We start from the raw sequence: 25673 nt of genomic DNA on the forward strand, positions 1-25673 counted from the left end.
CAGCGCCGTGGGCGGCGCCATCGACCCGGAGGCCGGCAACGGCACCACGGGCGGGCTGAAGTTCGCGCTGACCAACGACGGCCCGGCGCACCACCGCGGGCACCACGAGGCTGGCCTCGGCGTCGGGCCGGAAGCCGATCGCGCCGACCACCACCGGGTCCTCCACGCCGAACACCGCCGCCGCGTCGAGGGCTTCGGCCACCGCGGCGGCCCGGGTCCCGTGCCCGGCCCCGACGGTCGCGTGGACGCCGTCGGCGAGCAGCGACCCGGTCGTCGAGGAGTAGAAGAACGACCCCGGCAGGTAGGCGGCCAGCAGGTCGGCCGCCCGGTGCACGGGCCTGGGTCGGACCACAGCAGGTGTGGACACGTCGGGATTCCCTTTCGGAGGTCGGTGGCGTCGCGACGTTTCGGTAGCCTAAGCAAACTTAGGGGAGCCTAGCCTAATTCGCCCGCGCGCAGAACCCTGGACGGCGATCGACCAGGGTGTTCGGGGAGGGTGATCGGGTACTGGGCCCGGTCAGGCGACGAGGGTCGCGCCGCCGTCCACGTACAGGTTCTGCATGGTGATGTGCCGGGCGCGGTCGGAGGCCAGGAACAGCACGGCTTCCGCGATGTCGGCCGGGTCCGCGATGCGCCCCAGGGGGATGCCGACCCGGAACTGCCCGGGGTCGCCCTCGAGCACGGCGCGGGGCCCGTCCTCGTCCGTCCACAGCAGACGCTGCATGTGGGTGTCGGTCGAGCCGGGCGACACGACGTTGCACCGGATGCCGCTGCCCGCCAGCTCCAGGCCCAGGCACCGGGTCAGCATGGTGATCGCCGCCTTGGACGCCGCGTAGGCCGCCATCCCCACCCGGGGCACGCCGACCGAGTTCGAGCCCACGGTCACCAGCGAGCCGCTCCCGCGCGGCACCATCCGCCGCGCCAGCTCCCGCAGCACCGTGAACGCGCCCGTGGCGTTGACCGCGAACGTGGCCGCCCAGTCCTCGTCGGTGGTCTCGCACACCGACCTGTGCCGCAGCACGCCCGCGACCGACACCCCGATGCCGATCGGGCCGACCTCCTCCTCCACGGCCGCCACCGCCCGCACCACGGCGGCCGGGTCGCCCACGTCCACGACGTAGGGCACGACCCGCCCCTCGTGCCGCTCGGCCGCCAGCCCCAGGCCCTCGGCCTCGACGTCGAGCGCGGCGACCGTCGCGCCGGCCCCGACCAGCGCCTCGACCACGGCCCCGCCGATGCCCCGGGCGGCTCCGGTCACCAGCGCGACCTTCCCCGCCACGCCCGCTTCCCCGTTCCCCGACGCGGTCACCGGCACCCCTTTCCCCGACGAAGCTTCATTAGGTTGGCCTAACCTAACTTCTCGACCGGGGTCTTGGGTTGGTCGATGTGAGTGATCTAGCTCATGGACCGCTTCGGGCCGCCGAAGCCACCCGACCGGCCCCGTCCGTTCGGGTCTACCGCCGCGCCGCGACGGGCCTCCGCGGACCGGGAAGTCGTTCGGTGGGAGGCGGAACAGGGCGTTCGCGGGCTCAGGGGTTCCCGGCGCGGTGGGCGTTCCCGACGACGGCGTCCACGATCGTCGGCCACGCGCCGGGCGGGAGGTCGTGGCCCAGGCCCGGGACGAGCAGGAGCCGCGCACCGGGGATCGCGGCGGCGGTGGCCTCGCCGCCGGAGTGGTGGCACATGCGGTCCGCCGTGCCGTGGACGACGACCGTCGGGGCCGTGATCCGCGCGAGCCGGTCGGTCCGGTCGCCCGCCGCGCGCACCGCCCGGTACTGCCGGCGGCGGCCCCCGCGGTGGTCGGGGTCGCGGCGGAACGAGAGCGCGGTGGCCCGCCTGATCTCGTCGACGTCCTGCTCGAAGCCGGTGGAGCCGATGGCGGCGAACAGCCGCACGCGCCGCTCGACGGCCTGCTGCTCGGTGCGGGCGCCCCGGGAGAGCAGGTGGCGCAGCAGCAGCGGCGAGGTGCGGCCCTTGCCCCGGCGGCCGGTGGTGGACATCAGCGACGCCAGGCTCGACACCCGCGACGGGTGGAGCTCGGCCATGACCTGGGCGATCATCCCGCCCATCGACGCGCCGACCACGTGGGCGCGTTCGACGCCGAGCGCGTCGAGGAGCCCGACGGCGTCGGCGGCCATGTCCTCCAGCGCGTAGTCGACCCCGGGCAGGTGGGTCGAGCGGCCGGCGTCGCGGTTGTCGAACCGGACGACGAAGAAGCCTCGCCCGGCCAGCCGCCGGCAGAACTCGTCGGGCCAGTGCACGAGCTGGAAGCCCAGTCCCATGACCAGCAGCAGCGCGGGCCGCCGGGGGTCGCCGAACGCCTCGCAGCACAGCTCGACGCCGTTGGCCGGGACGATCCGCTCCGCGGCGCCGATCGGGTGGTCTCGCACGGGACTCCGCCATTCCGGACGGGCACGGCGGCGCCGCACCGCCGTGGGTGAACCCGCCGGAGGCTAGGGGCCCGACCCGGCCCGATCAACGCATTTCCCGGCGGGCTGCGAAGTCGGCGGGCACGGGGTCGGCGGGCGGCGGACTCGGCGGGGCACGGGGAAATCCGGTCGATCACCCGCGCCGGCCTGTCTATCGTCCTCCCGTCGTCCGCCACCGGGAGGGGTCATGCGCACGCCGTACCCGCGCACACCGCACCTCCCGTGGTCCCCGGGCGCCACGTCCGACGACGTGCGGGTGCTCGACCTGGCCGGGTTGCGCGGCCGCGAGGTGGTGGTCACCGAGAAGCTCGACGGCGAGAACACCACCCTGTACCCGGACGGGCTGCACGCCCGGTCCGTGGACTCCGCGCACCACCCGTCCCGCTCGTGGGTCAAGGCGCTGCACGGGCGGGTCGCGGCGCGGCTGCCCGCCGGGTGGCGCGTGTGCGGCGAGAACGTCCACGCCCGCCACTCCATCGCCTACACCGGCCTGGAGAGCTGGTTCTACGGGTTCTCGGTGTGGGACGGCGACCGCTGCCTGGACTGGGACCGCACCACCCGGTTCCTGCGGGAGCTGGGCGTGCCCGCTCCCCCGGTGCTGTGGCGCGGGGTGTTCGACGAACGGGCGCTGCGCGCGCTGCGGGTCGACACCGAGCGGCGGGAGGGCTTCGTCGTGCGGACCGCCGAGGGGTTCGGGCGCGCCGAGTTCGGGCGCCGGGTGGCCAAGTGGGTGCGCCACCGCCACGTGCGGACGGACGCGCACTGGATGACCGCGCCGGTGGTGCCCAACGGGTTGGGGCCGGCGTCCGCGCTGTGGGACGCGCGGTCCGGCGCGCCGGTCGACGTGGCGGCGCTGGTGACCTCGATCGGGCTCGGGGACGAGGGGGACCTCCGGGACCGGGTCGACGTCGAGGCCGCGGAACGGGTCGCCGCCGGGCTGGGCCGGACCGGGGACGCGCGGTTGGCGGGCGTGCTCGCGGCGGCCCTGCGCCGGGTGCCGCGCGGGCGGGTGGCGACGCTGCTCGCCGGGCCGGTCGGCGTGGCCCTGGCGCGGCGGGTCGCCGACCTGGTCGGGCTGCACCGCCTGCCGCCGGAGCCGTTCCCCGACGAGCACCGGCGGGCCGGGTTGCTGCGCCTGTCGACCGCCGTGGACCTGGAGGTGCTGCACGCGGTGTCCGCCGCCGTCGCGGACGGGCCCGGACCGCGCGACCTGGTGGTGTGGTCCGCCCTGCACGCCGAGGACGTGGGGCCGTGGGCGCCGCTGCGGGCGGGCCTGCGCGAGCTGCTGGGGCCCGGTCCGGCCGCCGACCGGTGCTGGGCCGAGGCGCGGGCCGCGAGCCTGCGCGCCGGGCGGGTCCTGGACCCGGCCGAGGCGGTCGCCGCGACGTGGCGGTGGCGGTCCGGCGACTTCCCCGCCCTGGTGCACCTGGTGGGGTGCGCGGGCAGCGGCAAGACGACGTTCGCGGCCGGGCTGCCCGACGTGGGCGCGCGGGTGTCGCTGGACGACCTGCGCGAGGAGGCCGGCGACCGGGCCGGGCGGCGGGACGGCGGCCGGGTGCTGCGCGCCGGGCTCGACCGGCTCGACGCCGCGCTGCGGGACCACCGGACCGTCGTGTGGGACGCCACCTCGCTGTCCGACCACCAGCGGGCCGCCGTCCACGCCGTCGCCCGGCGGCGCGACGCGCTGGTGACGCACGCGGTGCTGCTGGTCGACGAGCGCGAAGCGGCCCGGCGCAACGGGTCCAGGGCACACCGGGTGCCGCCCGCCGCCCTCGCGGCCCAGGCGCGCCGGTTCAGCCCGCCGTACCCGTGGCAGGCCCACCGCACCTGGTACGTCGGCGCGGCCGGCACCGTGGGCGACACCGACGACGGGGAGCCGTGATGCGCACCAGCGAGCAGGTCTACCACCAGGTCCGCTGGGACCCGCGGCTCGACCCGGCCCGGTTCGTGCTCGGCGTCGGGCAGCGCGGCGCGCGGCCGGAGCGGATCCCGCTGCCCGCGTTCGCGCCCGGCGGCGAGGTGCCCTGGCACCGGGTGCTGTTCGTGGAGGCGGACGGCGAGCTGGTGTGGGACCGGGCGAGCGGGCTGGACCGCGTCGGCGAGTCGGCGGCCGGGCGGGTGCGCGCGCCGCGCCTGCTGCGCCCGCCCGCGTTCACCGCGGGCACCCCGCACGCCTGGGACCCGCTGCGGGGGTGGGTGCCCTCCCCGCCGCCGGGGGCCGGGGAGGCGACCGGGGTCCGCGTGCTGACGTGGAACGTGCTGTGGGACCGCTACGACCCCGACCGCATCGACACGGCCGGCCGCCGGCCGCTGCTGCTCGCCGAGCTGGCGACCGCCGACGCGGACGTCATCGCGCTCCAGGAGGTCGAACCGGACCTGCTCGCCGTGCTGCTGGCCCAGGCGTGGGTGCGGGACGGCTACGCGGTGGACGTCGACCCGACCGGCCCCGACGTGGACCGCACCGGCCTGGTGGTGCTGAGCCGGCTGCCGGTGCGGGAGGCCGGGCGGTTGCCGCTGGGCTCGCACAAGGCCGTCGCCGCCGTCGTGGTCGAGACCGCCCGCGGTCCGCTCGTGGTCGCCGCCACCCACCTGACGAGCGACCACACCGCGAACGGCGCGGCGAAGCGGCGGACCCAGCTGGCCCGCGTCGCCGAGGCGCTGGACGGCGTGCCGGGCGACGTGGTGCTGGTCGGCGACTTCAACGACGGCGGCCCGCGGCCCGCCACCGCGCTCGGGATGCGCGACGCCTGGGTGGAGGCGCGCGACGACGCGCCGCCGACGTTCGACCCCGGCGCCAACCCGCTGGCCGCGGTGTCCTCGCTGACCGGGCGGGCCGGGCGGCTCGACCGGGTGTTCCTGCGGGGCGGCCTGCGGTGCGCCGCCGCGGAACTGCGGGGCACGACGCCCACCGCGGCCGGGCTGTTCGCCTCCGACCACTACGGCGTGCTGGCGCGGTTGGCGCCGCGCGACGTGCCCGCCGACGTGCTCGACTCCGCGCCGACCCCGCGCACCGCCGTGGTGTGGCTGCCGGGGGCGCGGGAGGACGTGGCCGAGGTGCGCCGGGAGCACGACCACCGCGCCGACCGGTGGCCGCCGCACGTGACGGTGCTGTTCGGGTTCGTGCCGGAGTCCGACTTCGACCGCGCCGTGCCGCTGCTGGCGCGGGCGGTCGCCGAGGTGCCCGCCTTCCCGGTGCGGGTGGCCGGGGTGCGCGAGTTCCGGCCGGGCGCGGTGTGGCTGGACCCGGCCGCGGCGGGCGCCGGACCGTGGGCGGCGCTGCACGACGCGGTGCGGCGGCGCTTCCCCGCGTGCGCGCCGCGCGAGGGCTTCACCCCGCACCTGACCGTGGGCCGGTCCCGCCCGGCGGCCGAGCGGATCGGCGCGTGGTCGGACCGCGTGGACCGGCTGGTGGTGCTGTCGCGGCGCGGCGACGGGCCGATGCTGCCCCGCGCGGAGGTCGTCCTGGGCACCGGCGAGGTGACGTGGTGCGCCGAGCCGCCGACCCCGCCGGGACCGCCGGTGGACGAGGTCGCCGACCGGGTCGCGGCGGCGCTGTCGGCCGCCCTGGGCGAGGTCCACGTGGTCGGCTCGCGCCGGACGGGGTGCGCGCTGCCCGACGCCGACCTGGACCTGGTGGTCGTCGACCCCGACCCGGCCGGTGTCGCGTCACGGGTGGTCGCCGCCCTGCCGGACGCGGACTCGGTGCGCCCGGTGGTCGGCGCGCGTGCGCCGGGGCTGCGCCTGGAGGTGGGCGGGCTCGGCGTGGACGTGGCCGTGGCCGACGGGGCGGACCGGGACGTGGTGCTGAGCGCGGTGACCGACGCCGAGGCGGTGCTCGCCGCCGTCGGCGACCGCGTGGGCGCCTTCAGGCGGCTGGCCCGCGAGGTGAAGGCGTGGGCGCGGGCGCGCGGGCTGGACTCGGCCCCGTTCGGCGGCGTGCCGGGCCTGGGCTGGTCCGTGCTCGCCGCGCGGACCGCGCTCGACCGCACCGGCCCGGACCTGCTGGCGGAGTTCTTCGCGACGTGGGCGGCGTGGGACTGGCGCGACCCGATCGCCCTGGCCGGCACGCCGGAGCCGACCGGCGCGCCGGTGACGGTCCTGACGCCGACCGCGCCCGTGCGCTCGTGCACCGGGCAGGTCGGCCCCGGCTTCCGGGACCTGCTGACGGCCGAGCTGTACCGGGCGTGGGAGATCGCGGAGGCGGGCGGCGACGGGCTGACCGCGCCACCGGACGCGCACCGGGCGCACGCCGCGTGGGCTCTGGTGACGGTGCCGCACCACCTCGTCGGCCCGGTGCGGGGGCGGGTGCTCGCGCTGCTCGCCGCGCTGGAGGCGGCGGGGTCGCCGGACGTGCGCGCGTGGCCCCGCCCGGTCGGGCGCGACGCGGGTGCGGTGCGGTTCGCGATCGGCCTGGGCGCGCGGCCCGTGCCGGCGGCGGTGCTGGCCGAGGTCGCCGCCGCGTGGACGAGGGGGTGGCGCGGCGTCGAGGTCGTCCGCGTCGGCAACGGCGAGGTGCCGACGCCGCGCTGATCGCGAACCGGCGGGTCCGGCCGGGATCCGGGCCGCGCCACCGCGCGTCCCACTCGGGGGGCGGCGGGAGGAGCGGTCGGTGGATCAGGTCGGCAAGGCGTTGCAGCGCCTGGAGACGCGGGTCTCCTCCCTTGAGCGCCAGGTGCGGCGGGAGCGCGCCGCCCGGTCCCCGAGAGCCCTCGCGACCGGCGCCGCCGCCGTGCTGGCGGTGGTCACCGCCGTGCCGTGGGTCGTGGTGGAGGGCGACCGGTTCCACAGCCCCTGGGGCTTGTTCGAGCGCTACCCGCTGCCGGTGGTCGCGCTGCTGGTCCTGCTGCTCGCCCTCGGCGTCCACGGCGTGAGCACGGCGATGGCGGACGAGGTGGGCCGGTGGTCGACCGCCGCGTCCGCGGTGCTCGGGGTGGGGGTGCTCGGCGCGGTGCTGTGGCTGCGCCTGGACGCGGGCCGCGACCTGGCGCGCAGGTTCGGCGAGGACGACGTCACCTGGACCCCCGCCACCTGGCCGGCGCTCCTGGCCGCGGGAGCCGTGGTGCACGCGGTGCACGCGCTGCCGCGAGGGCGCTGACAGCCGGTCGTGGCGAAGGTCCCCCGCGGCCGGTTGCTAGCGTGACGCGGTGTCTGAGCGAGAGCACACCGGACGGGTACTCGACGGCAGGTTCGAGCTGCTGGAGAGGCTGGGCAGCGGTGGGATGGGTACGGTGTGGCGCGCCCTCGACCTGGGGCTGCACCGCGAGGTGGCCATCAAGGAGGTGCGCCCGGCCGACGCCGACCACGTCGAGGGCAACCCCGCCGTGGCCGCCCAGCTGCGGGAGCGCGTGCTGCGCGAGTCCCGCGCGCTCGCCCGGTTGCAGCACCCGAACGTCGTGTCGATCTACCAGATCATCGAGTCGCCCGACTCGCCGTACCCGTGGATCGTCATGGAGCTGGTCCGCGGCACGTCGCTGGACGCGCGGTTGGACGAGGGCGTGCTCACCCCGGCCGAGGCGGCGCGGGTCGGCCGGGACGTGCTCGCCGCCCTGCGCTCGGCCCACTCCGCGGGCGTGATGCACCGCGACGTCAAGCCGGGGAACGTGCTGCTGCGGACGGACGGCAGCGCCGTGCTCACCGACTTCGGCATCGCCGCCCTCCAGGGCTCGACCCAGCTCACCGCGACCGGCGACGTCATCGGGTCCCCGGAGTACATCGCCCCGGAGCGGCTGCGCGGCGACGAGACGCACCCCGCGTCGGACCTCTGGTCGCTGGCGATGCTGCTGTACGTGGCCGTCGAGGGCCACCACCCGATGCGCCGCGCGTCCACGATGGCGACCCTCGCCGCGGTGATGACCGAGCCGGTGCCGCCGCCGCGCCGCGCCGGCGCCCTCGCGCCCGCGCTCAACGCGGCCCTCCGCAACGACCCCGCCGAGCGGCCGACCGGCGAGGTGCTCGACCGGCTGCTCGCCGCGGCCGAGCGCACCCCGGACCCGTACCCGGGACCCCCCACCCCGGCGGGGTTCGCCGTCCAGGGGCCGCCGAGCGGTCCCCAGCACCGGCAGCCCCACCCGCCGGCCGGGTCGACACCGGCCCCGGTCGGCGGGCCGCACCACCACGGCTACGCCCAGCCCTACCCGCCCCCGACCCCGCTCCCCCGGGCGCGCGGGCGAACGGGCGCCGTGCTGTTCTCGTTGCTCGGGGTGGTGCTGGTCGTCGGGGCCGCGATCCTGGTGGTCCACCTGACGGGCAAGGACGACCGGGAGGCCACCGGCACGGGCTCGTCGTCCGCGCCGGTGACCACCGGCCAGGGCGTCGACCTGCCCGCCGCCCCGACGACCTCGGCGACCTCGGCGGCCGGCGCGGTGCGGGACGACCTGCTCACGCCCGCCGGGGCGCGCGAGGCGGTCGGCGCGCTCCGCGAGGTGATGGGCGGCGCCAAGGTGTCCGAGCTGACGCTGTGGCCGGACCGCGCGTCGGCGGTCGCCCCGACCGCGGCGGTCGCGCACGGCTTCGACGACTTCGAGTACCGGGGCGGCAAGGCGACCAGGAAGGGCCCGGACGGGGTGGACGCCGACCGCGCCGTGCTCGACCTGAACGAGGTCGACTGGGACGCGCTGCCGGGGTTGGTGGAGCGGGCGGGCCGGGAACTCGGCGTGCCGCAGCCGACCATGCGGTACGTGATCGTGGACACCGACATCATCGACGGGACCCCGTCGCTGAGGGTGTACCTGCTGGACGACTACGGCGCCGCCTACCTGGAGGCCGACCTCAAGGGCGAGGTGCGGAGGACCTTCCCGCGCGACAAGTGACCAGCGGGCGCTGCGCGCGACGGGTGACGCGCGGAGGTCGGGCCACCCGCCGGGCTCCCGCGCTCAGGAGGCACCCGTGGAGCCGGCCCGGTCGTCCCGACCCCCGCCGACGGCCCCCGGGTCGGCCGGCGCCGGGTCGAGGTCGTCGAGCCGCCGTCGCACGCGCTCGGCGTCGGTGCCGCGCCCCTGCTGGCGGTAGAGGTCCAGCGCTTCCCGCCAGGCGGCACGGGCCCCGGTGCGGTCGCCCAGGGCCGCGAGGGGGTGGCCGAGGTTGTCCAGGGTGTCGGCGGCTTCGGCGGTGTTGCCGACGGTGCGGTACAGGGCGAGCGCCCGCCGGTAGTGGTCGACGGCCCGGTGGTGCCGGCCGGTGTGGTGGTCGATCCAGCCCAGGCTGTCCAGGGCGTCCGCCTCGCCGTCGGGGTCGTGGTGGCGGCGGTACAGGTCCAGGGCGTCCCGGCAGTGCTCGCGGGCGAGCGCGTACTCGCCCACGCGGGCGGCGTGCCAGCCCACCATGTTCAGCGCGGTGGCCTCCCACACCGGGGAGCCCAGGGCGCGGAAGAGGTCGAGGACCTGCCGGGCGTGCTCCAGGGCCTTCCGGTCGTCGCCCCGCCGCTCCCAGGCCCAGGTGAGGGCGTGGTGGGTGTGGGCCTGCTGGGTGAGGTCGTGGTGCCGCCGGGCCAGGTCGAGGGCCTGGTGCAGGTGGGCGATGGCCTGCTCGTGCCGCTCCAGCTCGGCGTGGGCGTGACCGAGGAACCGGTGGGTGAGGATGTGGGTGACGGGGTCGGGCAGGTGGGTGGCGGCGTCGGCCGCGGTCCGCCACACGGCCAGGTCGTCGTGGAGGTGGCCGCGCCTGCGGTGGAAGGTGCCCAGGGTCCAGGCGATCCGCCACGCGGTCCGGTGGCGGCGGCGGGCGGCGGCGGTGCGCTGGGCGGCCAGGAGGTGGGGGTGGTGGGTGTCCATCCAGGCCAGCGCGGCCGCGTGGTCCGGCAGCGGGTGGGCGTGGGTGCCGGGGGCGGGGGGGTCGAGCCGGATCGGTGGGCGGTGGGGGTTCAGGAGGCGTTCGGCGGTGTGGGCGGTGTGCAGGTAGAAGTCCACCACCCGCTCCAGCGCGGCCTCCCTCCCCGGTGCGGGGAGGTGGTCGTCGGTGGTGGCGGCGTAGGCGCGGACCAGGTCGTGCATCGCGTAGCGGCCGTGCGGGTGCCGGTCGAGCAGGCAGTGGTCCTCCAGGACGCGCAGGTCCTTGCGCGCCTCGGCCAGGGGCAGGCCGGCGAGGGAGGCGGCGGCGGGCAGGTCGATGTCCGGTCCGGGCGCGGTCCCGAGCAGCGCGAACACCGTGCGCTGCCGCGCGGTGAGGCGGCGCAGGGACCAGGACAGCACCGCGGGCAGGCTGGCGGTCAGGTCGGTGTCGTGGTCGAGCACCTCCAGGCCCAGCTCGCGCAGCTCCGCGGCCGGCTCGGCCAGCGGTAGCCGAGGTCGCGTGGCGGCGTGGCGCGCGGTGATCGCCAGGGCCAGGGGGTGCCGGCCGCACAGCCCGACCAGCTCGTCGACGGCGTCGGGTTCGGCGTCGGTGCGGTGCTCGCCCAGGCGCGCGGTCAGCAGGGCGCGCGCTTCGACGGGGGTGAACACGCCCAGGGGCAGGTGGTGCGCGCCGTGCCGGTCGAGCAACGACGGCAGGCTGGTGCGGCTGGTGACGAGCACGGCGCAGGTGGGGCTGCCGGGCAGCAGCGGGACGACCTGGTCGGCGGTGGCGGCGTTGTCCAGCACCACCAGCACCCGCCGCCCGGCCACCAGGCCGCGGTACCGGGCCTCCAGGTCCGGTCGGGCCCCGTCGGGGTCGGCGCCCAGGGCGGTGAGGAAGCCGCGCAGCGCGTCGACCGGGTCGGTCGGGTCTCCGGCGGGGCTGAACCCGTGCAGGTCCACGAACAGCTGCCCGTCGGGGAACCGGTGCAGGTTGCGGTGCGCCCACGCCAGCGCCAGCCAGGTCTTGCCGATCCCGCCCACGCCGCCGATCGCCACCGTCCCGGTCGCGGGGTTCCCGGCCGCGGGGTTCCCGTCGCCCGGCGCCGGGATCAGCACGCGGTCGAGTTCGGCCAGCTCGGGCACGCGGCCGGTGAACGGCACCGGCGCGGCGGGCAGTTGGCGGGGCACGGCCGGTGACGGGTCCTCCTCCGCCCCCGCGGTGGCGAGGTCCGGGTCTTCGACGAGGAGCCGCTGGTGGAGTCGCCGCAGGTCCGCCCCCGGATCGGCGCCCAGCTCGTCGGCCAGGCGGGCGCGCAGTCGCCGGTACTGGTCCAGGGCCTCGGCCTGCCGGCCGGCGCGGTGGAGCGCGAGCATGAGCTGGGCGGCCACGTGCTCGTCCAGCGGGTGCGCGGCGGCTCGGTCGATCAGCTCGGGCAGCGACGCGGCGTGCCGCCCGAGCCGCAGCGCCAGGTCCAGCCGGTCGGCGTCGGCGGCGAACCGCTCCCGCTCCAACCCGTGGCGCACCGCGCAGGTCCACGGCGTGTCCAGCCCGAGCAGCGCCTCGCCCCGCCACAGCCCAGCGGCCCGCTCGGCCAGCTCCAGGGCGCGGGCCCGGTCGGTCTCGGCGCGCGCCCCGGCGACCAGCCGGCGGAACCGGTGCAGGTCCACCGCGTCCTCGTCGACGACCAGTTCGTAGCCGCCGGGCCGGTGCACGAGGTCGGCCCGCCCGGTGGCCCGCAGGACCCGGCGCAGGCGGGACAGGTAGCCGTAGAGGGTGTCCCGGCCGCCGGGCGGGACCCGGTCACCCCAGGCCCGGTCGAGCAGTTGGTCGGCCGACACCCACTGGTTGGCCTCGACCAGCAGCACCGCCAGCACGCACCGCTGCCGGGCGTGGCCCAGGTCGACCGGCCGGTCGCCGATCACGGCCCGCACCGGACCCAGCACCCGGAACTCCACCGCCACCGCGGACATCCCCTCGGCCACCCGCACCTCGTCGGTCCGGTTTAGCAGGGGCCGGTCGGCGATCGCAGGTTTGCCGCAGGTTTTCGTTCGATCAGCCGAGCACCGTGGCGGAGGCGGAGATCGGAAGCGGACGCGCTCACGGCGCACGAGCACCCCGGGATCGCCGGGGCGGGTTCCGGTCACCGCCGCGACCCACGGCTCTCACGGAGGACTTCATGCGGTTATGGCGGAGAACGGCCCTTTCGATCACGGCGATCGGCCTCGCGCTCGCGGGCTCGGCGTCCGTCGCGGTGGCCGGGCCGGTCGCGGACGACGCGCAGCGGGTGGAGCGCGAGGTGCGGGAGCTGCTGCGGCTGCACCCCGGCTCGCACCGGATCGGCACCACCGAGGTGGAGTTGCGTCCCGGGTTGGTGGCTTCCGTACCGCCGGCCCGCACCGGTTCGGGCGAGATCGGCGCGGCCGACACCCAAGGGTGTCGGACGTCCTACGTCTGCCTGAACGAGCACGCGGACTTCAGGGGCTACGGGATCGCGCTGATCGAGTGCGGCGTGGCGGACCTCTACGAGTCGTTCATGCCGGACGGCCGCCGGTGGAGCGACCAGGTCTCCTCCATCCGCAACGCCCAGACCGGAGGTCTCCAGGCCCGGTTCCACAACTACTCGGGCAGCGGGACCAGGCTCGACCCGGCCAACTGGCGACTGGTGCTGGTGCTGAACGCCGGGCACTACCTGAAGAACCTGACCAAGGACAGCTCCGCCGACGGCGGGAACGCCAACGACAAGATCGACATCGTGCACGTGTGCTGACCACCGGCGGCGGGGTCGGCGACGACGGCCACGCGGACGGGGCGCCGGCGCCCACGTGGTGAGTTGACCGGTGCGGTGGTCGGGCAGGGGGTATCCGACCACCGCGCCCGCTGGAAGGGCGTGGGACGTCGGTTCCGCGTGTTACTTTCGAACAGCATGAGCCGACACGATCCACGGCCGCCGAAGGGCGTGTGATCGCGCGAGTGGTCCCCTGCCACCGCTGAGGAGTCTCATGGACCTCTTCCCCGGCATCGCACGCGCCCTGCCCGGACGACTCACCGCGGCCGCGGCGGTGGTCGCGCTCCTGCTGTCCGGGTTGTCCGGGCCGCGGGCGTCCGGCGCACCGGGCGAGCCCGGCGCCTGCCCGTCCTCCGCGCTGGGCCGGACCGCGCTGCGCGCCGCCGACCCGAGCGCGATCCGCGTCGGCGACACCTACGTCTCGGCCCAGGTGGGCGGTGGCGGCATCCAGGTCCGCCAGGCCTCGTCCCCCGACGGCCTGGCCGCCGCGACCGCGCGCCTGGTCTGGGAGGACACGCGCGGCCTCGGCTCGGTGTGGGCGCCGGAGATCGTCCGCGACGGCGGCCGGTACTACATCTACTTCACCGCCGGCGACGACGCGGCGCACCGCATGTACGCCATCAGCTCGGCCTCGCCGGATGCCGGCTACACCGGCGAGACCCTGCTGCCCCTGCCTGGGGAGCGGTGGGCCATCGACGGCGTCCCGGTCACGTTCGACGGCCTGCGCTACTTCGTCTGGTCGGGTTGGGAGTGCACCACCGACGTCGAGCAGAACCTCTACATCGCCCGCATGTCCGACCCGCTCACCCCGGTCGGCGCCCGCTACCTCATCTCGCAGCCGCGCGAGCCGTGGGAACGCGTGGTCGGTGACCCGTTCGTCAACGAGGCGCCCCAGGTCATCATGGACCCGGACGGCCGGCTGCACGTCGTCTACTCGGCCAACGGCAGCTGGAGCGAGCAGTACTGCGTCGCCGACCTGCGGCTGCGCGCCGGCGGCGACCCCACGCACGTGTGGGACTGGTACAAGTCCAACGGCTGCCTGTTCGGCTCCGAGCGGGCCACCCTCATGACCGGCTGGGAGCCCACCCTGCACGTCAACGGGCCCGGCCACCACACGTTCCTGCTGCCCGACGGCGACGCCGCCGCCGGTCCGCCGGCCGGCACGGAGGCCCCGATGATGTACCACGCGGTGGCCGAGGGCACGCCGTACCACTGGGACAACCGCCACTGGTACACCGGCACGTTCGCCTGGTGGGGCGACACGACCTACCGCCGCGCCGACGTCCCGGGCGCGACCGCGGACACCGGCTGGAGCCTGAGGTTCTCCGAGTAGCCGACCGCGGCGGAGCGCCGCCGCCGCTACGCTGCCCCGGTGGCACTCCGCCCCCACCCGGACGCCTCGGTCGCGGACTGGCTCGTCCGCTCCCCCACCGAGCCGATGGAGCTGATCACCCTCGGACCGGCCGGGTACGACGCCTACGCGCGGTTGCGCTTCATCCCCGACCCCACCGGGCCCGGTCAGGCCGAGGCGGACGTGGCGGTCGCCGAGGACCACCCGTCCGACCTCGACCAGGCGCGGCGCGCGCTCCACCTGCTGGCGCGGTTCACCACGACGCCGCTGGAGTGCTGCTTCTGCGTCTGGGAGGGCTACTCGGACGTCACCCTCCCGCCGTCGAGCCCGGTGGTCGAGCTGCCGCACCGGCGCTACGCCCTGCTGCGCGGCGCGCTGACCGACCTCGCGGACTGGGAGGCGACCGTGGGCGGCTGCGCGCCGCCCGCCTTCGCGTGGCCCGCCGACCGCAGGTGGTGCTTCACCAGCGACGTCGACCCGCACTGGGCCGGGATAGGCGCCGGGCGGGCCGCGGTCGGGGCGCTGGTCGGCGCCCCCGGCCTGGACGTCGTCCCCGCACGGCCCGGACAGGCCCGGCCGGCCTACCGCTGAGGCACCGCGCGGGACCGGCTACCGGAGCGGGAGCTTGTAGCCCTCGTGGGTCGCCGCGAAGCCCAGCCCCTCGTAGAAGCGGTGGGCGTCGGTCCGGCTCTTGTCGGAGGTGAGCTGGACCAGGGCGCAGCCCCGGGAGCGGGCCTCGTCCAGCGCCCAGCGCACCAGCCGCTCCCCGAGACCACCGCCGCGGGCGCTCCGGGCGACCCGGACGCCCTCGACCTGCGCGCGCAGGGCGGCCCCGCGCGACAACCCGGGCAGGAAGGACAGCTGGAGGGTGCCGACGACCTCTTCACCCCGGACGGCGACGACGAGCAGTTCGGACGGGTCGGCGTCGATCGCCGCGAAGGCGGTGCGGTACGGGGTCAGGTCCCCCGGGGATTCGCGGTGCGCGCCGAGCACGTCGTCGGCGAGCAGGGCCACGACGGCCGGGAGGTCGGCCTCGGTGGCGCGGCGGATGTCGATGGCGGTCACGGGTGCCCATCGTCGTGGTTCCGGCCGGCGCGCACCAGCCGCCGCCGAAATCACCGAGACCAACGCGACCACCGGAACCGCCGAGACCACCGGAACCGCTGCGACGCGGCCCGGTCACGGTGGACCGGGCCGCGTCGGTCGGGCGCGGGAACCTCCCGGGCGGGGCGGACCGCCGGTGGTGGTCTAGAAGGTCAGGCCCCACGAGTTGATGGTGCCGACGTCGTTGCGCACCGCGTCCCGCACCCGCAGCCTCCAGGTGCCGTTGGCCGGTTCGGCGGAGGCGTCGACGGTGTAGGTGGCGATGACGTCGTCGGCGCTGTCGTTGTCGTCACGGGGCTTGAGCGGGTACGCCGTGCCGTCCGGCGCGAGCAGGTCGACGACCAGGTCGCCGCGCCACGTGTGGCGGATGTCCACGTCCACCTTCAAGGTCGACGGCGCGTTGCCCGGGCAGTCGGTGACCGCCAGCGGGCTGGTCACGGCCGTGCCCGCGTCGGGGACGGCGACGTCGGCGGGGTTGGCGTACGGGCCGCAGGCCGGGGGCGTGGTGCCGCCGCCGAGGGTGTTGAGCAGCTTGTTGGGCGAACCGGGCCCGGCGTCGCCGATGGTGACGGTGCTCGCCTGCTCCACCAGGGCGTCGCGGACCCGCTGGGCGCTCGCCGAGGGGTTGCCCGCCAGGTACAGGGCGGCGGCCCCGGCCACGTGCGGCGCGGCCATCGAGGTGCCGGTCATCGTCCGGGTGCCGGTGTCGCTCTGGTGGCTCGCCGAGACGATGTTCGTGCCCGGCGCCCAGATGTCCAGGCAGGAGCCGTAGTTGGACGTGGAGCTGCGGTTGTCGGAGCTGGTGGTGTTGCCGACGGTGATCGCCTCGGGCAGCTTCGCGGGCGAGGTGCGGCACGCGTCGGTGCCCTGGTTGTTGCCCGACAGCGTCCACACGACGCCCGAGGAGATCGAGTTCTTGATCGCGTTCTCGAGGCTGGGCAGCGAGCTGCCGAAGTAGAGGCTGAAGTTGGCCACCGCGGGCTTGACCGCGTTGCGGGTGACCCAGTCGATCCCGGCCAGGGTGTCCTCGGTGGAGGCGCTGTCGTTGCAGTCCAGCACGCGCACCGACACGAGCTTCACGCCCTTGGCCACGCCGTGGGCCGAGCTGCCGATGGTGCCCGCGACGTGCGTGCCGTGGCCGAGGCAGTCACCGGCGTCGGTGTCGTCGTCGACGAAGTCGTAGCCGCTCCTGGCGCGCCCGCCGAACGACTGGTGCGTCATCCGGATGCCGCTGTCCACGACGTAGGCGGTGACGTTCGAGGCGGTGGTGTTGTAGGTGTACGAGCCGCTCAGCGGCAGGGACCGCTGGTCCACCCGGTCCAGGCCCCAGGACGGCGGGTTCTGCTGGGTGTCCGAGGCGTGGCCCACGACGACCGGCTCGACGAAGCGCACGGCGGGGTCGGCGGCCAACCGGGCGGCCTGCCGGGCGGTGAGCTCGACCGAGAAGCCGCGCAGCGCCGACTCGTAGACGCGGCCGACCTTCCCGGCGTAGCGCGCCGCCAGGTCGGCAGCGGCGGTCCGCGTGGTGGCGGCGTCGTCCAGGACGACGATGTAGCGGTCGGCGACCGAGGTCACGCCCGGCGGCTGGGCGAGGAGCTCGGAGGTCGGCTGGGCGGTCGCGGACGGGGTGGTGACGAGGGCGACGGCGAGACCTGCCGTCGCGACCACGCCCAGGACGCGTGATGTGGCGTGCATGTTTCCTCCGGGGCCGGCCCGGTGGCCGGTCGGTGCGGGGACGGGAGCACCGGTGCGGGCCGGTCGAGGGCCGCTATCGGTGACGACCTCGAACCTGCCTGCCGCGACCTGCCCGGACAACGCCTGCGACAAAGAGTGGGCATGCCCAATAAACGCCCTGGTCCGGCAACCCCGGGAGGTGGTCCCGCCGTGAGGGCCCGGGTTACCGTGCCCGCATGGCCCACCACCGGACGTCACCGAGCGAGGGCGCCTTCGTCGGCCGGGCCGCCGAACTGGACGTGCTGGTCCGGGCGGTGCGGGGGTCGGCGCCCGTGGTGCTGGTCGAGGGCGAGGCGGGCGTGGGCAAGACGCGCCTGGTGCGCGAGCTGCTCCGGCACCCGGCCGCGGCGGACCGGACCGTCCTGCTGGGGCGCTGCCAGCCGCTGCGCGCCCCGCTGCCCTACGGACCGGTGGTGGACGCGCTGCGGCACCTGCGCGGGAAGCGGCTCGCCCCGGGGCTGTCGCCGGTCACCGGCGCGCTGCACCCGCTGCTGCCGGAACTCGCGCCGCTGCTGCCCGACCCGCTGCCCGCGGTCGACGCCGGCACCGAGCGGCACCGGCTGTTCCGGGCGGTGCGCGAACTGCTCGTCGCGGCCGGCCCCGCCGTGCTGGTGCTGGAGGACGTGCACCAGGCGGACGAGGGCACCCACGACCTGCTGCGCCACCTGGCCCAGCCGCCGCGCGAGGTGCCGCTCGTGCTGACCTGCAGGCGGGAGGACTACCTGCCGCCGACGCGGCTGGCCGACCACGTCCTGTGCCTGGCGCCGCTGTCCCCCGGGCACGTGCGGGAGCTGGCCGCGGGGCTGCTGGGCGTGCCGGAGGTGCCTGAGAACTTCGCCGCCGAGCTGCACCGCCGCACGGCGGGCCTGCCGTTCGCGGTCGAGGAGGTGCTGCGCGAGTTCCGCGAGGGCGCCGCCGACCCGGACTCGCTGCGACCGGGCCCGGCCGACCGCGTGCACGTACCGCTGCTGCTGCGCGACACCATGGCCGACCGCCTGGCCCGGTCCGGCCCCGACGTCACCCTGGTGGCGCAGGCGGCGGCCGTCCTCGACGTCCCGGAGACCCAGGACGTGCTCACCGCAGTGGCCGGCCTGCCCGGGCGGGCCGCCGCGACGGCGCTCGTCCGCGGCCTGCGCACCGGCCTGCTGCACGAGCTGTCCCCCGGCCGGTACTCGCTGCGCCACCCGCTGGCCAGGCAGGCGGTCCACGCGTCGCTGCCCGGTCCCCTGCGCGGCGCCCTGCACGCCAGGGCCGCCGCGGCGCTGGCCGCGCTGCCCGACCCGCCGCTGGTCCGGCTCGCCCACCACCACCGCCGCGCGGGCGCGCTGGACGCGTGGGTCCGCTCGACGTCCGCCGCGGTGGAGCACGCCGCGCTGGTCGGCGACACCGCCTCCGCCCTGCGGCTGCTGGAGGACGCCCTGGCGGACGCCGAGCTGCCGCGCGACGCCAAGGACGCCTTCGCCGTGCGGTTGGGCAAGCTGGCCCTGCAGAGCGTGGTGCACGACGGCACGGTCCGGCGCCTGCGCGCGGTGCTGGCCGACCGGGCGATGAGCCGCACCGCGCGCGGCGAGGTCCGGCTCAACCTGGGCATCCTGCTGATCAACCAGGTCGGCTCGGTCGCGGCGGGGCGCGCCGAGATCGAGTCGGCGGTGCCCGACCTGAGCCGCCGGCCCGCGCTGGCGGCCCGCGGCCTGGCCGCCCTGTCCCTGCCGAGCTTCGGCGACGACCCCGTGACCGACCACCTGCGGTGGCTCGACGAAGCGGAACGGCTCGTCGCCGGCAGCGGCGACGACGAGCTGGTCGCCGCCGTGCGCGCGAACCGCGTCTCCACCCTCGTGCAGATCGCCGACCCCTCCGCGTGGGGCACCGTCGCCGACCTCCCCGCGCACGCCGCCTCGGCGAGGGTCCGCCGGCAGCTCACCCGGACCCACCACAACCTGGCGGACGCGACGACGTGGACCGGCCACTACGACCGCGCCCTGGAGTTCCTGCGCCGCGGCAGGCGCACGGCCGCCGACACCGACGTGCCCTACCTGTCGGCGCTCGGCGAGGGCACCGCGCTGCGGCTGCGGGCCGCCACGGGCGCGTGGGACGGCCTCGAGGCCGACGCCCGCCGGTTCATCGACCAGGTCGGGGACATGGCGTTCCTCGCCGTCGACGGGTGGCTGGCCCTGGGCGGGCTCGCCCTGGACCGCGGCGACGCGCCGTTGGCGGCCCGGCACTTCGGCGCGGCCCTGTCCGCGGCGCCCGACAACGCGCCGGCGGTGGCGTCGGCGATGGCCGGGCGGGCCGCCGCGCACCTGGCGGCGGGCGCGGTGACCTCGGCCTGCCACGAGGCCGAGCGGGCGCTGGCCAAGACGCGGCGCAAGGGCAACTGGGTGTGGGCGGCCGAACTCGTGCCGACGCTGGTGCGCGCCTACCTGCGGGCGCGCCGCGACGCGGACGCCGACGCCGTCACCTCCGAGTACGCCGGGGGCATCGCCGGCCGGGACGCGCCCCTGGCCGCGGCCGGGCTGGAGCTGTGCCTCGGGGAGCTGGCCGGCGCGCGGGGCGACCACGCGGAGGCCGCGCGCCGGTTCCACGACGCCGCCCGCGGCTTCGCCGCCCTGCCCCGCCCGCACGCCGCCGCCGTCGCCACCGAGGCGTCGGCCCACCACTGCGCGCGGGCGGACGACCCGGACGCCGCGGCGGAACGCGTCACGTCGGCGATCGCCGGCTACACCGACCTCGGGCTGGCCCGCGACGCGCGGCGCTGCGAACGGGCGCTGCGCGGCTACCGGGGCGGCACCCGCCGCGGCAGGCGCGGCTACGGGCAGGACCTGTCGCCGCGCGAGCGCGAGGTGGCCGCCCTCGCGGGCTCGGGGCTGACCAACCGCCAGATCGCGGAGGCGCTGTTCCTGTCGCAGCGCACCGTGGACCACCACGTGTCCCGGGCGATGCGCAAGCTCGGCATCACCTCGCGCACCGCGCTGCACGACGCCACCGCGCCGCACGGAGCCACCACGCGGTGACGGCCGTCGACCGGCGTGGGCGCGGCGTCCGCGGGGTTGCGTCGCAGGACGCGGACGATCACGCCGGGTTCGGTGCGCCCGCCGTGTCGGCGCACCCCTGCCCCTCCGGCGGGGCCGACCGCCACCGGTCAGCGGCCGGCGGCCCGCAGCAGGCGCAACTGGCCGATCTCGGCCACGTTCTTCATCAACTCGGCGTTCACCCACGCGGCCGTGTCCCCGACCGTCCCGTCCGGCCACGGGAAAGCGGACGGCGCGGCCGGGTCGAGGACCGGCAGCAGCTCCAGCCACTCGTCGCGCAGGCCGCGCAGCCAACCCGCGACCGACTCCGGACCGGGCCACACCACGTCCGCCCGTTCCCGCGGCGGCCGGCCGGTCACGTGGTCGATCGCGACCGACCACCACCACCCGATGTGCCAGGACACCCACGCGACGGTCGGCACGGGCACCGGGTCCGGCTCCGCCTCCGCCCAGTCGGGGACCCCGTCCCGGACCGTCCACACCAGACTCGCGGGTTCCCACAGGTGGTCTTCGGGCGTGAGCCGTTCGAGGTGGTGCTCGAACAGCGCCCAGGTCAGGTCGAACTGCCGGCGCAGGAGGTCGAGGGTTGGCACCCGCCGATCCTGCCGGCGCGGGCACCGCCGAACCAACGGGAAAAGCGAGGACGGGGCGCGGGCGCGGGTCCACTCGTTCGGCCGTCGGTCGAACGACCCATTCGGACCGACCGGTCCCGGGCCTAGCGTGGAGCCGTACCCCGCAGTCGCCCGCGAGGGGACCGCCGGCGGGCCGGACGACGTGGACCGCTGTCATCACACGTCGTCCCTCGCGACGCCGGTCCCGCCCACCGCGCGGACCCCGGCCGGACCGGGCACGCGAAGCGGGACCGACCGGTTGTCACGTGAAAGGTGCATCGTGCGCAGGATCCTGTCTCTCCTCACCGGGTCGGTCGTGGCGGTCGGCGTGATCGCCGCGGGCCCGACCGGCGCCACCGCGGCGGTCGGCTGGACGCCGGTGGCGTCCGACTACGCCACCAACGCGGACACCCCGTCCTTCAGCGTCTGCCTCCTGTCGCAGACGGAGGAGGAAGTCACGCTGAAGCTGCGCGCCAAGCGCCCGACCGGTTTCGCGGTGGGGATCGCCGCGTACTGGAACACCGAGCTCGACCACACCGGCCAGAGCGGCGGCGCCAACACCACGTACTGGACGTCCTCGAACGAGGCCACCCTCGTCATGCTGCTCCCCAAGGACAGCTACGGCGTCATCAGCTGGCAGTCGACGGAGGCCGGCTACGGCTACACCGGCCAGAAGCGGCCCCCGTTGAGCGCCAACCGCTGCCCGTGACCCCTGCGCGTCCGGGCAGGGGGACGCCGTCCCCCTGCCCGGACGGTTCAGAACGACGCGGAGACGTACCGACGGCCGTCGGCGCCCTCGACCTCCACCGCCACACCGATCACCCACGGCTTGCTCACGGCACGCCCCCGCGGTCCCTGGTCCACGTAGTAGTACAGCTCCGCCACCCACTCGCCGAAGTACGAGCTGACCGTGTAGGTGCGGTCCTCGTCCACCCGGCTGGTGATCGCGTTCACGTAGCCGAGCGAGGACCCGTGGTCGTAGTCCACCAGCCACGGACCGCCGCTGTCCACCACGGAGGCCGAGCACCACGCGACCGTGGACCCGTCCGGGTTGACCAGGTGCATCCGACCGTGGGTGGCCGGCACGGGCAGGACCGACACGCCCGCACCCGCGACCGCCGCGGGCTCGGCGATCCCCGCCGGCCGTGCCCCAGATCGGTCCACTGTGGACATTGTGACGTCTCCCTGGCGCGTCTCCGACTTGGTCCGACCGGGCGACCGGCTCACGGGGTGTGAGCACCGACAGGTGGTTGACGAGTTCGGGCTATACCAGAGAATTTGATCAGCACTGAAACAATAGTGCCCAATATGTGACCGAATTCTGTCCGAAGAGCGCGAGCCGTCGGCACGCTACACCGAATGGCGGCAGGGAAAGCCTTTTCTCGTTAGCCCGTTCGGATGTTCCCCTCCACCGCCGATCGGGCAAACACCGGCCACCACCAGGGTGGGAGGCCCCGTCGGCCCCCGCGCGGCGGGATTGCCGGCGCGCCGATTTGGGCACCACCACTGTCGTGACGATCAGTGAGGTGGGCCGGCGGAGGGTGGTGACCGCGGAGAAGTTCGCGGTGCGCAGCGCGGTGTCCTTGGTCGCCGCGAGCGCGGCCGGGGCGGCGTTCTTCGTGGTGTTGGCCGTGGTGTGGGCGGACTGGGCGCCCGTGCGCGACGCCGACCAGGCGATCTCGGCGACGTTGAACCGCTGGGTCGCGGGCTCGGACACCGCGGTCACCGTGCTGAGCGCGATCACCACCCTCGGCGACACCGCCGTGCTGGCCGGGGTGGCGGCGTTGGCCGTGGCGTGGCTGCTGGTGCGCCGACGCCCGTGGGTGGCGGTGCACGTGGTCGTCACGGCGGCCGGCGGCGGCCTGCTCGGCGTGGTGGTCAAGGAGCTGGTCGGCCGGCTGCGCCCGCTGGTGGAGGTCGAGGTCGCCGGCGCGACCGGGCCGAGCTTCCCGAGCGGGCACACGCTGGGCTCCACCGTCACCTACGGCGTGCTGTTCCTGGTCTTCGCCTCCGTGCCGCGCGCCCGCACCGCGCTGACCTGGCTGGTGGTCGCGGTCGTCGTCGCGGTGGGCCTGACGCGGGTGGCGCTGGGCGTGCACTACGCGACCGACGTGCTCGGCGGCTGGCTGCTGGGCCTGCTGTGGCTTGCGCTGACCACCGAGGTGTTCCGCCAGTGGCGGCGCGACCGCGGGATGCCGGACGTGCCCGTGTCGCACGGCCTGGTGCCCGAGGCGGCGGACGACCTCGAACCCGCGCCGGAGCGGGCGCACGTGCCGGGCGGGGCCTGGCGCGCCGCCGCGCGGCTGCTGGTGGTGTGGGGCCTGCTGCTGGGCGTGCTGTTCGGCCTGGGCTCGTGGCTCACCGCCGCCGGCCCGGACGTCCCGCCGGCGTGGGACCGCGCCGTGGTCGAGTGGTTCGCGGGTCTCAGGACCCCGGAGCGGGACGCGGTCCTGGTGCCGCTGGGCGACGCCACCGGCACCGGGCCGGTGATCGGCACCGCGGTCGTGGTCTGCGTGCTCGCCCTCGCCGGGACGCGCGACTGGCGGCCCGTCCTGCTGGTCGTCCTCGGCCTCGTCGGCGAGGTGGGGCTGTTCCTGATCACCTCGTCGGTCGTCGACCGCGCCCGGCCGGAGTCCCGGATCCCCAGCGACGTGCCGCCTACCTCCGCGTTCCCCTCCGGGCACGTCGCGGCGTCGCTGGTCCTCTGCGCCGCCGTGGTGCTGCTGGTCCGGCGCGCGGAGCGGGGGTGGTGGCGGGCGCCGGTGGCGGTGTTCGCCGCGGTGGTGCCCGTGGTCGTCGCGCTGCAACGCCTCTACACCGGTCTCCACCACCCGACCGACGTCCTCGGCAGCCTGCTGCTCGCGCTGGTGTGGATCACGGTCGTGCACGCCGCGGTCTACGGCGCCGGCGCGTCCCGGACCGCAGAAGGGCGGCCCCGGAGCTGACGCCCGGCCCGTGATCGGAGTCTCCTGCGGTGGCGACCCCGGACCCTGTATAGGGTCTCGGCGAACTCTCACCACCCACCGCGTTCGAGAGGGGGCGATCGGTGCTCGGGCTGCCCGACGGGCGTGACGCGGAGGAGTGGCGCACCGCCGACCCGGCGGTCCCGCCCGAAGACCCCGACCGCGCGCCGGCCGCCCGTCCGGGCGAGGAGCGACCGCCCTCGGACGCCGAGCTGATCGAGGCGGTGCGCGGCGGCTCGGTGCGGTCCTACGGGCAGCTGTACGCGCGCCACGTGAACGCCGCGCGCAAGCTGGCCCGGCAGTTGTCGCGCTCGCCGGTGGAGGCCGACGACCTGGTGTCGGACGCCTTCTCGAAGGTCCTGCTGGCCCTGCGGGCGGGGCGCGGGCCCTCGGAGGCGTTCCGGCCGTACCTGCTCACCACGTTGCGGCACACCGCCTACGACCGGACCCGGTACGAGCGCAAGGTCGAGCTGGCGGGCGACCTGGAGGCCGTCTCCGGGGTCGAGCGGGCGGTCAGCGAACCGTTCCACGACCCGGCGGTGGCCCGGCTGGAGCGGTCGCTGGCGGCGCGGGCGTTCGCCAGCCTGCCGGAGCGGTGGCGGGTGGTGCTGTGGCACACCGAGGTCGAGGGCCAGTCGCACGCCGAGGTCGCGCCGCTGCTCGGGCTGACCACGAACGGCGTGTCCGCGATCGCCTACCGGGCCCGTGAAGGGCTGCGGAAGGCATACGTGCAGGCGCACGTCGAGCAGAACCCCGGCGGGCGCTGCCGCGCGGTGGCGTCGCGGCTGGGCGCGTGGACGCGGCGCGGGTTGGGCGCGCGGGAGACCGCGCAGGTCGAGGCGCACCTGGACGAGTGCGCGGCCTGCCGGGCGCTGGCCGCCGAGCTGGCCGACGTCAGCGGGGCGTTGCGCGCGGTCGTCGCGCCCCTGGTGCTCGGGGTCGGCGCGGCCGGGTACCTGACCGGCGGCGGGGGCGGGCACGCCGTGGGCACCGCCGCGGCGGTGGGCGGCGCTTCGGGTGGCGGCACGTTGGACGGCGGCCCATTAGACGGCGGCGCGTTAGACGGCGGGACCGGCGCGGCGCCCGGTGGCACCGGGGCCGGGACGGCAGGCGACGGGACCGGGGCGGCGGGCGGTCCGGGCACCGGGGCGGCGGGCGGTCCCGGAACCGGCGCGACCACACCGGCGCAGTGGCTCGGAGCCGCGGCCTCGGCCGTGGCGGTGCTGATCGCCGTGCTGACCGGCTCGAACGCCACCCGGCAGGCGATCACGCCCTCGCTCGACCCCTCCCCCACCCCCAACGAGATCGCCATCTCCCCGACGACGTCGGCGGAGCGGTCGCCCGCGCCCGGCACCACGACCACCCCCACCACCTCACCCGACAGCAGCACGCCCGGCGGCACCACGCCGCCGGCCACCGGTTCCACGGCGGTCGCCCCACCGGCCACGACCACCACCGGCACCGCGGCCCCGCCGGGCAGCGAGCTGACCCCGAGCGTGCCGACCGCGTTCGCCACCGGCACCGGCGGACCGCCCACCGACCTGCCGGTGACCGTCCACAACACCGGCGTGACCCCGCTGCCGCCGCCGGTCCTCACCCTGGCCCTGCCCGACGACGTCCGCGTGGTCGGCTCCGGCAACAACGGCCTGGTGGGCAGGCGCCTGGTGGCGTTCGACGGCGCCTCCGAGCAGGCCCAGGTCGGGTGCCCGTCGAGCCGCGGCACGGTCACGTGCTCGGCGGAGCGCGAGCTGGCGCCCGGCGAGTCGGTGACGTTCGTGCTGCGGGTGCTGGCCGGGCCGCGGGCGGTCAGCGGCACGATCACCGGCACGGTGTCGGCGGGGGCGTGGCTCACCACGCCGGTCGTGGTGCCCGTCACCATCACGTCGGGGTAGCGGCG

The 25673-nt window shown here is 76.4% G+C and carries 18 protein-coding genes and 1 pseudogene; 11 read left to right on the top strand and 8 right to left on the bottom strand.

Translation table 11 applies throughout. From position 1 onward, the window contains the following. The 3 genes and pseudogenes from ACFV4N_RS17685 to ACFV4N_RS17695 form a co-directional block, all read right to left on the bottom strand. Window positions 1–367 (bottom strand): annotated as a pseudogene (locus ACFV4N_RS17685) (hypothetical protein); the annotation flags it as partial. A gap of 150 nt (window positions 368–517) precedes the next feature. Then, window positions 518–1315 carry a 2,3-dihydro-2,3-dihydroxybenzoate dehydrogenase gene (locus ACFV4N_RS17690; protein WP_499673607.1) on the bottom strand — a complete coding sequence of 266 codons (798 nt, stop codon included), beginning with the start codon at window positions 1313–1315 and terminating at the stop codon, window positions 518–520. A 214-nt stretch (window positions 1316–1529) separates the two neighbouring features. Beyond that, on the bottom strand, window positions 1530–2390 hold the full coding sequence (locus ACFV4N_RS17695) for an alpha/beta fold hydrolase (RefSeq protein ID WP_499673608.1): 861 nt from the start codon (window positions 2388–2390) through the stop codon (window positions 1530–1532). Window positions 2391–2616: 226 nt separating this feature from the next. Here ACFV4N_RS17695 and ACFV4N_RS17700 point away from each other — a divergent pair, with 226 nt between their 5' ends. From ACFV4N_RS17700 to ACFV4N_RS17715, 4 genes are all read left to right on the top strand, one after another. Further along, window positions 2617–4311 (top strand): RNA ligase family protein, encoded by a 1695-nt coding sequence (locus ACFV4N_RS17700; RefSeq protein ID WP_499673609.1) that lies wholly within the window; start codon window positions 2617–2619, stop codon window positions 4309–4311. Next, window positions 4311–6959 (top strand): poly(A) polymerase, encoded by a 2649-nt coding sequence (locus tag ACFV4N_RS17705; protein ID WP_499673610.1) that lies wholly within the window; start codon window positions 4311–4313, stop codon window positions 6957–6959. Before ACFV4N_RS17700 ends, ACFV4N_RS17705 begins: the two co-directional genes overlap by 1 nt. Before the next feature lie 79 nt (window positions 6960–7038). Next, window positions 7039–7524, top strand: coding sequence for a hypothetical protein (locus ACFV4N_RS17710; RefSeq protein ID WP_499673611.1), 486 nt, complete (start codon window positions 7039–7041; stop codon window positions 7522–7524). A gap of 49 nt (window positions 7525–7573) precedes the next feature. Then, window positions 7574–9238: a serine/threonine-protein kinase gene (locus tag ACFV4N_RS17715; protein ID WP_499673612.1), complete on the top strand. Its 1665-nt coding sequence runs from the start codon at window positions 7574–7576 to the stop codon at window positions 9236–9238. Window positions 9239–9301: 63 nt separating this feature from the next. Here the strand turns inward: ACFV4N_RS17715 and ACFV4N_RS17720 are convergent, their stop codons facing one another. Beyond that, entirely contained in the window at window positions 9302–12181 is a 2880-nt protein-coding gene (locus ACFV4N_RS17720; RefSeq protein WP_499673613.1) for an AfsR/SARP family transcriptional regulator, read from the bottom strand. Window positions 12182–12375: 194 nt separating this feature from the next. Here ACFV4N_RS17720 and ACFV4N_RS17725 point away from each other — a divergent pair, with 194 nt between their 5' ends. The 3 genes from ACFV4N_RS17725 (at window position 12376) to ACFV4N_RS17735 (ending at window position 14926) form a co-directional block, all read left to right on the top strand. Continuing rightward, window positions 12376–12966 (top strand): hypothetical protein, encoded by a 591-nt coding sequence (locus ACFV4N_RS17725; RefSeq protein ID WP_499673614.1) that lies wholly within the window; start codon window positions 12376–12378, stop codon window positions 12964–12966. Window positions 12967–13198: 232 nt separating this feature from the next. After that, a complete protein-coding gene (locus tag ACFV4N_RS17730; protein WP_499673615.1) occupies window positions 13199–14317 on the top strand; it encodes a glycoside hydrolase family 43 protein in 1119 nt (372 codons plus the stop codon). 39 nt (window positions 14318–14356) lie between these two features. Next, on the top strand, window positions 14357–14926 hold the full coding sequence (locus ACFV4N_RS17735) for a hypothetical protein (RefSeq protein ID WP_499673616.1): 570 nt from the start codon (window positions 14357–14359) through the stop codon (window positions 14924–14926). Window positions 14927–14944: 18 nt separating this feature from the next. Here the strand turns inward: ACFV4N_RS17735 and ACFV4N_RS17740 are convergent, their stop codons facing one another. Beyond that, window positions 14945–15391: a GNAT family N-acetyltransferase gene (locus ACFV4N_RS17740; protein ID WP_499673630.1), complete on the bottom strand. Its 447-nt coding sequence runs from the start codon at window positions 15389–15391 to the stop codon at window positions 14945–14947. A 192-nt stretch (window positions 15392–15583) separates the two neighbouring features. Beyond that, window positions 15584–17134, bottom strand: coding sequence for a S8 family serine peptidase (locus ACFV4N_RS17745; protein WP_499673617.1), 1551 nt, complete (start codon window positions 17132–17134; stop codon window positions 15584–15586). A gap of 215 nt (window positions 17135–17349) precedes the next feature. Between ACFV4N_RS17745 and ACFV4N_RS17750 the strand changes: the two genes are divergently transcribed. Next, complete coding sequence (locus ACFV4N_RS17750) at window positions 17350–20184, top strand: ATP-binding protein (RefSeq protein ID WP_499673618.1); 2835 nt, start codon at window positions 17350–17352, stop codon at window positions 20182–20184. A gap of 128 nt (window positions 20185–20312) precedes the next feature. Here ACFV4N_RS17750 and ACFV4N_RS17755 read toward each other — a convergent pair whose 3' ends face one another. Further along, window positions 20313–20795, bottom strand: a complete 483-nt coding sequence (locus ACFV4N_RS17755; protein ID WP_499673619.1) for a DinB family protein — start codon at window positions 20793–20795, stop codon at window positions 20313–20315. 298 nt (window positions 20796–21093) lie between these two features. Between ACFV4N_RS17755 and ACFV4N_RS17760 the strand changes: the two genes are divergently transcribed. Further along, window positions 21094–21522, top strand: a complete 429-nt coding sequence (locus tag ACFV4N_RS17760; protein ID WP_499673620.1) for a hypothetical protein — start codon at window positions 21094–21096, stop codon at window positions 21520–21522. A 47-nt stretch (window positions 21523–21569) separates the two neighbouring features. Here ACFV4N_RS17760 and ACFV4N_RS17765 read toward each other — a convergent pair whose 3' ends face one another. After that, window positions 21570–21986 carry a hypothetical protein gene (locus tag ACFV4N_RS17765; protein ID WP_499673621.1) on the bottom strand — a complete coding sequence of 139 codons (417 nt, stop codon included), beginning with the start codon at window positions 21984–21986 and terminating at the stop codon, window positions 21570–21572. Window positions 21987–22324: 338 nt separating this feature from the next. Between ACFV4N_RS17765 and ACFV4N_RS17770 the strand changes: the two genes are divergently transcribed. Together ACFV4N_RS17770 and ACFV4N_RS17775 are read left to right on the top strand one after the other, a co-directional pair. Continuing rightward, on the top strand, window positions 22325–23758 hold the full coding sequence (locus tag ACFV4N_RS17770; RefSeq protein WP_499673622.1) for a phosphatase PAP2 family protein: 1434 nt from the start codon (window positions 22325–22327) through the stop codon (window positions 23756–23758). A 101-nt stretch (window positions 23759–23859) separates the two neighbouring features. Beyond that, a complete protein-coding gene (locus tag ACFV4N_RS17775; protein WP_499673623.1) occupies window positions 23860–25668 on the top strand; it encodes a sigma-70 family RNA polymerase sigma factor in 1809 nt (602 codons plus the stop codon). Window positions 25669–25673: the final 5 nt, after the last annotated feature.

The organism is Actinosynnema sp. NPDC059797 (assembly GCF_042732085.1).
In the GTDB taxonomy this organism is placed as follows: domain Bacteria; phylum Actinomycetota; class Actinomycetes; order Mycobacteriales; family Pseudonocardiaceae; genus Actinosynnema.

Bases quoted from the DNA above. Each gene is read 5' to 3' on its own strand.
- ACFV4N_RS17700 (WP_499673609.1), top strand. From the start codon at position 2,617: ATGCGCACGCCGTACCCGCGCACACCGCACCTCCCGTGGTCCCCGGGC.
- ACFV4N_RS17705 (WP_499673610.1), top strand. From the start codon at position 4,311: ATGCGCACCAGCGAGCAGGTCTACCACCAGGTCCGCTGGGACCCGCGG.
- ACFV4N_RS17725 (WP_499673614.1), top strand. From the start codon at position 12,376: ATGCGGTTATGGCGGAGAACGGCCCTTTCGATCACGGCGATCGGCCTC.
- ACFV4N_RS17730 (WP_499673615.1), top strand. From the start codon at position 13,199: ATGGACCTCTTCCCCGGCATCGCACGCGCCCTGCCCGGACGACTCACC.
- ACFV4N_RS17745 (WP_499673617.1), bottom strand. From the start codon at position 17,134: ATGCACGCCACATCACGCGTCCTGGGCGTGGTCGCGACGGCAGGTCTC.
- ACFV4N_RS17750 (WP_499673618.1), top strand. From the start codon at position 17,350: ATGGCCCACCACCGGACGTCACCGAGCGAGGGCGCCTTCGTCGGCCGG.
- ACFV4N_RS17765 (WP_499673621.1), bottom strand. From the start codon at position 21,986: ATGTCCACAGTGGACCGATCTGGGGCACGGCCGGCGGGGATCGCCGAG.